This window comes from Vibrio sp. 10N.222.55.B11 (assembly GCF_041473705.1).
Lineage (GTDB): Bacteria > Pseudomonadota > Gammaproteobacteria > Enterobacterales > Vibrionaceae > Vibrio > Vibrio crassostreae_C.
The window spans coordinates 1-8,860 of the sequence record NZ_JBFRST010000112.1; the positions used below are offsets into that span (position 1 = coordinate 1).

The window sequence follows — 8,860 nt, forward strand, 5'->3', positions numbered from 1 at the left end:
TTTTTCATGATCTTGCCCTGCAGCGAACTCTGTTTAAAGTCCGTTAATTTTAGCAAACCTTCATAATCACTGGTTCGAATCACTGGCGCGAATCACTGAGTTGATTTTTCATATACGCCAGAAACGAAAAATGTCGCATCCATGCGACATTTCTCTTTTGGCGGCCAAACCAGTTTTGCTATATCCATTCTAGATTTCAATCCATTAGGAGATTATTCAGAATGTAATTATAAGACGCTGTTAATGTTGATTAGTTCCCTTTATGCGGCATTTTTTTTCGATTTATCTTCTAAGTCGAATGACGCAGCGATTAATTTCTTGGTGTAGTTGTTTTTCGGCGCATTGAAAATCTCTTCTGCAGACCCTTCTTCCATTACTTCGCCCTTCTGCATCACCAGTACGCGATCCGACAGTGCTTTCACTACCGAGAGATCGTGGCTGATGAATAGGAAGCCGATATTGTGCTTGGCTTGAATGTCTTTCAGCAGGTCAATCACGGTCAGTTGTACTGAGCGATCGAGTGCTGAAGTCGGTTCATCCAGCAAAATGAAAGAGGGCTCTAGAATCAGTGCGCGAGCAATCGCGATACGTTGTCTTTGCCCGCCAGAGAACTCATGTGGATAACGGTTTATTGAATTTGGCTCTAAGCGAACTTCAATCAATGCTTTGCGCGCTCTTTCTAAACGTTCTTGCTTGGATAGATGAGGTTGATGCACCGTTAAGCCTTCGGTGATGATTTCCCCAACTGTCATGCGTGGTGATAAAGAACCATAAGGATCTTGGAACACCATTTGGACATCTTTCTTGAGCTTGTGACGCTCTTTATCATTTAATAAGCTAACGTCTTGGCCTTTGTAAACAATACGTCCGGTACTCGGCAGCAAGCCGATTAATGCACGTCCAAGGGTTGATTTACCTGAACCAGATTCACCAACAATGCCTAGCGTTTCGCCTTGCTTAAGATTCAACGAAATGCCTTTTACGGCTTCGAAGTACTGGCTTTTACTCTTGATAAAGTGTGATTTCACCAAGAACTGAACTCGGATGTCGTCAGCACACAATAGTTCTGGGGCTGTCGCCTCAACAGGAACCTTAGCGCCTTTCGGAATCGAGTTAATGAGCATTCTTGTGTAATCATGTTTAGGACTATCGAACAAAGATTGAGTCATCCCTTCTTCTACGAGCTCACCTTTACACATCACTAGCACGCGGTCTGCAAAGTGTTTCACCACACCTAAGTCATGGGTGATGAACAAAATTGCCATTCCCATCTTGCCTTGGATTTCTTTGATAAGAGAAAGCACTTCCGCTTGTACGGTCACATCCAATGCGGTGGTGGGTTCGTCGGCAATCAAAATATCGGGCTCGTTGATCAAAGCCATCGCAATCATGATGCGCTGCAACTGACCGCCTGAAAACTCATGCGGATACTTGTTGTAAGCTTGTTCTGGCATTGGTAAATGCACAAGATTGAAGAGCTCTAGCACACGCTGTTTTGCTTTTGATTTCGATACATTGCGGTGACACATAATGGCTTCTGCCACTTGTGTGCCCACGCGAAGGTATGGGTTGAGAGAGGTCATCGGTTCCTGAAAGATCATGCCGATTCTATCGCCACGAATCGACTGCATTTCTCGTTCAGTCTTGCCAAGTATTGATTGCCCCTCAAATTCTATTTCAGATTGAGCATCAATGATGGCGTTATCAGGGAGCAAACGCATGAGTGCGTTAGAAGAGACTGATTTACCTGAACCTGATTCACCAACAATGGCCAAGGTTTCGCTAGAATTAAGGGTAAAGTTAACCTTTTTTACCGCATCAATGATTCCATCATTGGTTGTGAAGCTAACGGAGAGGTTATTGACTTTAAGAATGGCCCGGTCCGACATGATATATCCTTATCAATTTAAGACATTAGGTGAAGATTTCACTTCTGACGTGGTTTTAAGTTGCCCAAAATGGTGATGAGCACGTTGAATTTGTTCTAGTTCGAGCATCCAATGTGAACTGCGCTGAGCGCTGCAAAAAGCGATCAGGTGATTGAGCAAACCTTCGCTCTGCTTTTCCAATAATCCAAAGGTACGTTGAATCAGCTCAGTGTTCTCCAGAGAGATAAATTGCATCAGAGCGTAAGATTGATTCAAGGTATCGAAGGCTTGTTGGTGCTGACCTAATCGGTTGAGTATCTCTGATTGAGCGACGCTCGCGTCTCTTAACCCGGCAAGCAAGCAGGCAAATTGGCAAGGCTTGATATCGCTTTGGTATGCTGCATCTTGGATGTGATGAGGAAGTGAGGTTAGAACATCACCATAAAGGCGTTGTGCTTCTGGCCAGTGACCTTGTTCCATTAACTGTTCAGCTTTTAGGTAGTGCATCCAGCATCGTTCAATTTCCATATCCACATCCTCAATTTATAATATCAGAAAATGTTAATGATATTTATTATCAATTGCAAATTAAAATCATTCACATGTTAAGTTGGTGAATTAAATGACGAGCTATTCCTAAAAATGGCTTAAATTGTGTGTTATTTGTTCAGTTGAACAGCTGTGTAGCGTAAGTCACTAAATTTGTAGGAAATTACATCTACACTGATTTTATCTACACCCAAGTAATGAAGGACTAAGGAGGCGGCGATGGCGATGCAAAGACTCAATACAGAACAGCTGTATCAGGTAGCGGATTTAGATAAGCTACCATGTAAGTCGACCAAAGAACTGGCTCCAATTGACGAAATCGTCGGGCAGGAAAGGGCACAAAAAGCCGTTGAGTTCGCGATGTCAATCAAGGAAAAGGGTTACAACATTTATGCGATAGGGCGAAATGGTCTGGGTAAACGCACCATGATCTTGCGCTATCTGAACCGTCACCCTCAAGAAGTGCAGGAGCTTTTTGATTGGTGTTATATCGCGAACTTTGAAGATATTCGTACACCTAAGGTACTGAAATTACCTCGTGGCGTTGGCAGCAGCTTAAAGCAAGATATTGAAAAGCTAATGCGTAAATTGCTGAAAGGTATGCCTCTAGCGTTTGATAACGAGATGTACTTTAGCCGTGCTGATAGGCTTAAAAACCAATTAGCAGCTAAGCAACAAGCCGCGTTAGAAAGCATTAGCCAAGAAGCGAAAGACAAGGGCATTAACCTGACGATCACCACTCAGGGTGATTACCAGTTTGTGGCCATGAATGGGGATGATCTTCATACCGAAGAGAGCTTCGATCTGCTTTCGCCAGAAGAGCAAGACCAGTTCGATAAAACCATTGATGGATTGGAAGTCGGTCTGCGAACCATTTCTCGTGAGTTGACGGAACTTGAAGAAACGTACACTGAGAAAATTCAAAAACTGAATGATGATACGGCGCGAGACGTGATCACGCACTTCATCAAGCAATTGAAGAAGGATTACAGCCAATATCCAGACATTAAAAAGTACCTAACGGCACTGCGTAAAGACATTGTCGACAACGCTGACATCTTCTTAGAAGAGAGCACTGAGCAAGCCGAAGTTGCAACCGCTTCTTTGGATAAGAAAATGCCGCGTCGCTACAAGGTTAACGTGATTGTGAGCCAAAAGGAGGAGACTCTGCCGATCGTGGTGGAAGAGAATCCAAATTATCACTCTCTGTTTGGCTATGTAGAAACGGCAACGTTCAAGGGCACTGTCTTTACAGACTTCTCATTGATTCGTGCAGGTAGCTTACACAGAGCTAACGGTGGCGTATTGCTGATGGATGCGGTGAAGGTACTTGAGCAGCCGTACGTTTGGGAAGGCTTGAAACGAGCGCTGCGTTCACGTCAATTGAGCTTCACTTCATTAGAGAAAGAGGTGACCTTAACGGGCGCGGTATCGCTTGATCCAGAGCCGATTCCATTGGACGTCAAGATCATCCTGTTTGGCGACTACCGAACTTACCAACTGCTGCAACACTACGATGCAGAGTTTGGTGAATTGTTCCGTGTGACGGCCGATTTTGAAGATGAGATGAAGCGTACTCCCGATTCTGAAATGCACTACGCGCGCTTTATTTCGAGTATCGTGCACGACAACAACATGCTGCATTGTGACCGTAAAGCGATCGCTCGCATCATTGAGCACAGCTCTCGTCAGGCGGGTGACCAAGGTAAATTGTCTCTGCACTCGGCACACATTGCTAATCTGCTTCGTGAGTCAAACTACGTGGCGAGAGGTTCAAAGTCGAACCTGATTCGAGCAACACACGTCGACCAAGCGTTATCTAACCAACAGATGCGTGTCGGACGACTGCAAGACAGTGTGATGGAAACCTTCACTAACGGCACAACGCTAATCCATGTTGATGGTCAAGCGGTTGGGCAAGTGAATGCGCTGTCTGTACTCAGCACGACGGATCATATGTTTGGTGCGCCGAACCGAATCACGGCAACCACCGCTTACGGTGATGGTGAAGTGATTGATATTGAAAGAAACGTAGACCTAGGTGGCAGCATTCACTCAAAAGGCGTGATGATCTTGTCGGCTTACCTTTCTTCCGTATTTGGCAAGACAGCCAAAGTCCCGCTCACCACTAACATCACCTTCGAACAATCGTATGGTGGCGTCGATGGTGACAGTGCGAGTATGGCTGAGTTCTGTGCGGTGGTGTCAGCGTTTTCTAAGCAGCCAAACCGTCAAGACATCGCGATTACAGGCTCGATGAACCAGTTTGGTGAGTCTCAGCCTATTGGTGGTGTGAACGAGAAAATTGAAGGTTTCTTTGATGTGTGTGAAATCAAAGGGCGTTCAAACGAACAAGGGGTGATCATCCCGCGTTCAAATGTTCACAACCTGATGCTGCGTAGCGATATCGTGAAAGCGGTTGAAAAGGGCGAGTTTAATATCTGGGCGATTGACCATGTAACAGAGGCGATTGAGCTGTTCACAGGCAAAGCCGCTGGTGAAGCAAGTGATGAGGGTAGCTATCCAATTGATACTATCTTTGGTATCGCCCAAGCTAAACTGAACGCACTGCGCAAATAGTTTGAATATCTAGATAGCTAAACAAATAAACAAACAGCCAAAACGCAAAAGCCATCGATTCTAGAGTCGATGGCTTTTTTGTTGGTTGAGGTTTAGTTTGCCAGTGAACTAATTGTAGTTGGTCAGCTTGCTGTATTCGGTGAAAGTCTCGTGTTAAAAGGCGTTACCCATTTCGTAAGCAAAGCTTGGTGCCATCGAACTTCAGTTTTGCCAATAAGTGTTTGGCGTTAGCTCTGCCAATATCATCAAATTCGACACCGTATCGAGCGTAGTGCGTCGATTTCTGTAAATTACAGACGATGCCTCGCAATGGCGGAATCAGTGGGCCATTGTAGTTCTCAGGGGTTATCTCAATAGACACGCGATCGGCAATCTGAATCGCACGAGAGGTTGGTGAGGTAACGAAACGACAACCACTTTTCGATAAGTCTCTTATCTCACAGTTTGCTCGCTGGTCGTTGAAGATGATTCTTGAAGCCAGATTCACTTCATAGCGTGTTTCTTTACGCAGCTGAGTCACTTGCATCGTGCTTGGTGTTGAAAGTACAAGAATAGGGAAGGGTTCACCAATCTTATGGTGAATTTGGCTTCTAAAGTGGATAAGCGCGCCTTCACCTCGTAGAGAATACGCACGAGCGGTCATCCAAAAACCTTCTTGAAAGAAAAAGTTCAGATCTTCATTGGATACCTCGGGAACCTCAACCACAATACAGTTATCACTGTGCGTTCCGATAAACCTGGTGGTGGCGAGAAACTTCGTGCCAACGGGAGTCGAGACATTTAATGTCAGCTCACTGCCGTGCTCAATCATGGCCAGTGCATCAGTGCTATTGATAGTGGAAACGGTGCGATTACGAGGGTCTTGAAGTGCCTGATTATGCTCCAAAGGCTTCTTCAGGGGTGCGTTCATTATATGTTCTCCATGCGCCAACATGCGTCTGTTAGATATTGATAACTTGCTAACAAGGGGTTGTTACGTGCTAGATTTAGTAGGTGTACTAACGCAATTTATAGAGTGCTTTTAATTGGTTTGAATTTTATTTATAACCACACGCTATAATAATATTTTCTTTGATTGTAAGTACTTAGTTTTATTTATATGCACTTGCGTTAGTCTATTACAAGGAATTCATACTTCAAACTTTAATTGTTTGTCGTATCCATTATTTGCAGGAGTTGAGAATGCAGGCAGTTAAATGGGATCAAGATGTGAACCAGATCACAGTTGAGTTAGAACCAGATCAGTTTGCGGTAGTTAAGTATAAAAAGGATGGCGATGTACTACATATCACGTCGACACGCATTCCTGATGAACTGCAAGGCAAGGGCTTTGGGAAGGTGATGATGGAGTCGGTATTGCCTGAAATTGAACAAGCGGGCTTCAAAATTGTGCCGGTTTGTAGCTATGTGGTTCACTACATGAATAGGCAGCCACAGTGGTCACACCTTCTATCTGATAAAGCATAACAACGAGTAATATGTCTCAATCAATATCGTCGAATAATCGAGCTCAACCTGAAGCGGGTTCAAGTCAAAATCAGCCAGAGCTTTATCAACAAGAGTTTTATCAAAATGAGCTTTATCAAAAAATAGCGACCTCGCTGGGTTGTCATGAAGGGTTTGATGTCCAAGTGATTCAACGCCTATGGGGTGGATATGGCGAGTTAGTTCGCTTAGTCTTTTCTCAAGAAAGCAGTGCGGAACTCAAGAGTGTGATTGTTAAACATGTCGCGTTGCCAGATAAAGCTGAACACCCAAAGGGTTGGAATACCAAACTCTCTCACCAACGAAAGGTACACTCTTACCAAGTGGAAACAGCTTGGTATCAGTCATTCACCCAACAATGGGACGAGCGCTGCCCTGTACCTGTTGGGCTGCAATGTGAACTAGAAGAGAATGAGTGGCTGATAGTGATGCAAGACTTAGCGGATATTGGCTTCCCGTTGATCTCTCAGTTTGATGTGCTTGCTGCTTCTGACTATCAGGCATCTAGTTACACAAGAGAAGAGCAAAAACAACGTAATGCTTGCCTTAAATGGCTTGCTAACTTTCACGCAAAGCACATCAATATCAATCAAGAGCAGTTGTCATCATTGTGGCAAGTCGGTACTTATTGGCATCTAGATACACGCCCTGATGAACTCAATGCCTTGGCTGATTTACCATTGAAGAACCAAGCCAAGCACATCGACCGTTTATTAAAAGAATGTCCATATCAAACCTTAGTCCATGGCGATGCCAAGCTCGCCAATTTTTGTTTTGATTCTGAAAGCGAGCGCGCGGCTGCGGTCGATTTCCAATATGTGGGCCATGGTTGTGCGATGAAAGATGTCGCTTTGTTCATGAGTAGTGCGGTGAGGCCGCAAGACTGCGCTGAACTTGAGCCACAGGTACTGGATATTTACTTCCGACACTTGAAAGAGGCATTGGCGTACTATCAGCCACACCTTTCATTTGATGAGGTAGAAGCAGCATGGCGACCAATGTTTTACGTGGCGTGGGCCGATTTCCAACGTTTCGTAAAAGGCTGGAGCCCAGAGCATTGGAAGATTAACCCTTATACTGAGCAGTTGACCTTACGAGTGCTCACTCAATTAGACGAACAGGAGTCCGTCAATGTTCGATAGAACCGCGAGCTGGAAAACGCCGCAAAACTTTTTATTACTGATTTCGATTGTTGTACCGATCGCGTTTTCGAGCTGGATGGCTTTACTTAATAACTTCGTGATTGAGAAGGCGAACTTTGATGGTGCGGATATTGGCTTGCTGCAAAGTGTGCGTGAGATCCCGGGTTTCTTAGCGTTTACCGTAGTGTTTGTGTTGGCATTCATTCGTGAGCAACGCTTCATGTTGATATCGCTGGCGATGCTCACTGTAGGCACCGCGATTACGGGTCTGTTCCCCTCACTCACTGGATTGTTGCTGACTACCATTTTAATGTCGACGGGCTTTCACTATTTTGAAACGCTGAAGCAGTCTTTGTCACTGCAATGGTTGAGTAAAGAAGAAGCGCCAGAGATGCTAGGTAAGATGATCTCCGTTGGCGCGTTGGCATCTTTAATCACTTATGGCTCTATTTGGGTGATGTTAGAGCAACTCAAACTCGACTTTGCTTGGGTGTATGGCATCACTGGCGGAATTGGTTTTGTTTTAGTTTTGGTGATGACCTTTGGCTTCCCTGAGTTTCAAACCAAGACGCCACAGAATAAGAAGTTGGTACTGCGGAAGCGTTACTGGCTCTACTACGCGCTAACGTTTATGAGCGGTGCGAGAAGACAAATCTTCACCGTGTTTGCAGGCTTTCTGATGGTAGAGAAATTCGGTTACTCGGCAGCTGACATAACGCTATTGTTCTTAATCAACTACCTATTTAACTTCTTGTTCGCAAAACGTATTGGTCGATTTATTGGTGTGGTGGGTGAGCGTAAGGCGCTGATTTTCGAGTATGTCGGTTTGATTGGTGTATTTGTCGGTTATGGCTTAGTGCAAAACGCAGAGTGGGCGGCAGCACTTTACGTGGTCGATCATTTGTTCTTTGCATTGGCACTAGCGATCAAAACTTACTTTCAGAAAATTGCAGATCCGGCTGACATGGCATCAACCGCTGGTGTCTCTTTCACCATCAACCATATTGCCGCAGTCGTTATTCCTGTCGTGTTTGGTGTGATTTGGTTGTCTTCTCCTGCAACGGTTTTCTATATTGGTGCTGCGATGGCGGCGGTTTCTTTGGCGTTGTCTTTAAACATTCCTAAGACACCTGAAGAAGGTAATGAAGTGCGAATGTTTAGCTGGCGTTAATGTTGGTCTCGATATTATGAAATAAGCAAAAAGCTCCAATAGTGATTGAAGTGACCCCGTAAAGT

The 8,860-nt window shown here is 44.7% G+C and carries 7 protein-coding genes; 4 read left to right on the forward strand and 3 right to left on the reverse strand.

All coding sequences use genetic code 11. The features are described 5' to 3' along the window. Window positions 1-260: 260 nt before the first annotated feature. Both AB4503_RS25035 and AB4503_RS25040 read right to left on the reverse strand, forming a co-directional pair. Window positions 261-1,889, reverse strand: a complete 1,629-nt coding sequence (locus tag AB4503_RS25035; RefSeq protein WP_372115879.1) for an ABC transporter ATP-binding protein — start codon at window positions 1,887-1,889, stop codon at window positions 261-263. Window positions 1,890-1,901: 12 nt separating this feature from the next. Next, the gene (locus tag AB4503_RS25040; RefSeq protein WP_171733388.1) at window positions 1,902-2,396 is read right to left on the reverse strand and encodes a hypothetical protein; all 495 of its coding nucleotides are present in this window, start codon (window positions 2,394-2,396) and stop codon (window positions 1,902-1,904) included. Window positions 2,397-2,636: 240 nt separating this feature from the next. On the opposite strand from AB4503_RS25040, the gene AB4503_RS25045 reads away from it, so the two are divergent. Further along, a complete protein-coding gene (locus AB4503_RS25045) occupies window positions 2,637-4,997 on the forward strand; it encodes a Lon protease family protein (RefSeq protein WP_017061577.1) in 2,361 nt (786 codons plus the stop codon). Window positions 4,998-5,160: 163 nt separating this feature from the next. Here AB4503_RS25045 and AB4503_RS25050 read toward each other — a convergent pair whose 3' ends face one another. Then, window positions 5,161-5,907 (reverse strand): flagellar brake protein, encoded by a 747-nt coding sequence (locus tag AB4503_RS25050; protein WP_017067648.1) that lies wholly within the window; start codon window positions 5,905-5,907, stop codon window positions 5,161-5,163. 272 nt (window positions 5,908-6,179) lie between these two features. On the opposite strand from AB4503_RS25050, the gene AB4503_RS25055 reads away from it, so the two are divergent. From AB4503_RS25055 to AB4503_RS25065, 3 genes are read left to right on the forward strand one after another with little or no spacing between them, the layout of a single operon-like run. Continuing rightward, window positions 6,180-6,464, forward strand: a complete 285-nt coding sequence (locus AB4503_RS25055) for a GNAT family N-acetyltransferase (RefSeq protein ID WP_371724941.1) — start codon at window positions 6,180-6,182, stop codon at window positions 6,462-6,464. 11 nt (window positions 6,465-6,475) lie between these two features. Beyond that, a complete protein-coding gene (locus AB4503_RS25060) occupies window positions 6,476-7,624 on the forward strand; it encodes a phosphotransferase (protein WP_017067650.1) in 1,149 nt (382 codons plus the stop codon). Further along, the gene (locus AB4503_RS25065) at window positions 7,614-8,795 is read left to right on the forward strand and encodes an MFS transporter (protein WP_372115880.1); all 1,182 of its coding nucleotides are present in this window, start codon (window positions 7,614-7,616) and stop codon (window positions 8,793-8,795) included. The genes AB4503_RS25060 and AB4503_RS25065 overlap by 11 nt, the downstream gene beginning before the upstream one ends. Window positions 8,796-8,860: the final 65 nt, after the last annotated feature.